This window comes from Nocardia harenae NBRC 108248, assembly GCF_001612885.1.
GTDB classification, from domain to species: Bacteria; Actinomycetota; Actinomycetes; order Mycobacteriales; family Mycobacteriaceae; genus Nocardia; species Nocardia harenae.
On sequence record NZ_BDBH01000023.1, the window covers coordinates 1 to 520 of the forward strand.

Here is a 520-nt window from a genome sequence, read left to right on the forward strand (position 1 = left end):
ACCGATCCCGGGTTGGCGCGGCCGGATATCGCGGCGGCGTGGCAGTCCGGTTCCAAGAGCGGCCGTGCCGCCGCATCCGAACAGACGGAAGGGACGACATCCTGATGGGCACACCGAGCGTGACCGACAGCAGCAATAAACTGGGGTGGCTTCTCGAGGATCTCGAGGTGCCCGGTGTCCGGTTCGCGGTGCTGTTGTCCGATGACGGGTTGCGCATTGCGCACAGTGCGGGGATTTCCAAGGATGATGCCGAGCGGTTCGCCGCGGCGGCGTCGGGGTTGCGGTCGCTGGGCAAGGCGCTCGGGGAGTTCTGTGGCTCGAACGGTAACGCGGTGCGGCAGAACATGACCGAGTACGACGAGGGCATGGTCATGATCACCGCGGCGGGTGAGGGCGCGCTGCTTGGTGTGGCCACGACCGCGGACCTGGACGTGGGGCTGGTGGCGCATCGGATGAACGAGCTGGCCGCCAGAGTCGGGCACGAGCTGGCGAGCGCGCCCCGCCGGAGAGACGACGGCGG

At 68.5% G+C, this 520-nt stretch carries 1 protein-coding gene; it reads left to right on the plus strand.

Annotated elements, in window-relative coordinates; genetic code table 11:
* Window positions 1-104: 104 nt before the first annotated feature.
* On the plus strand, window positions 105-520 hold a 416-nt coding region (locus tag NH2_RS27855; RefSeq protein ID WP_067660976.1), incomplete at its 3' end, for a roadblock/LC7 domain-containing protein.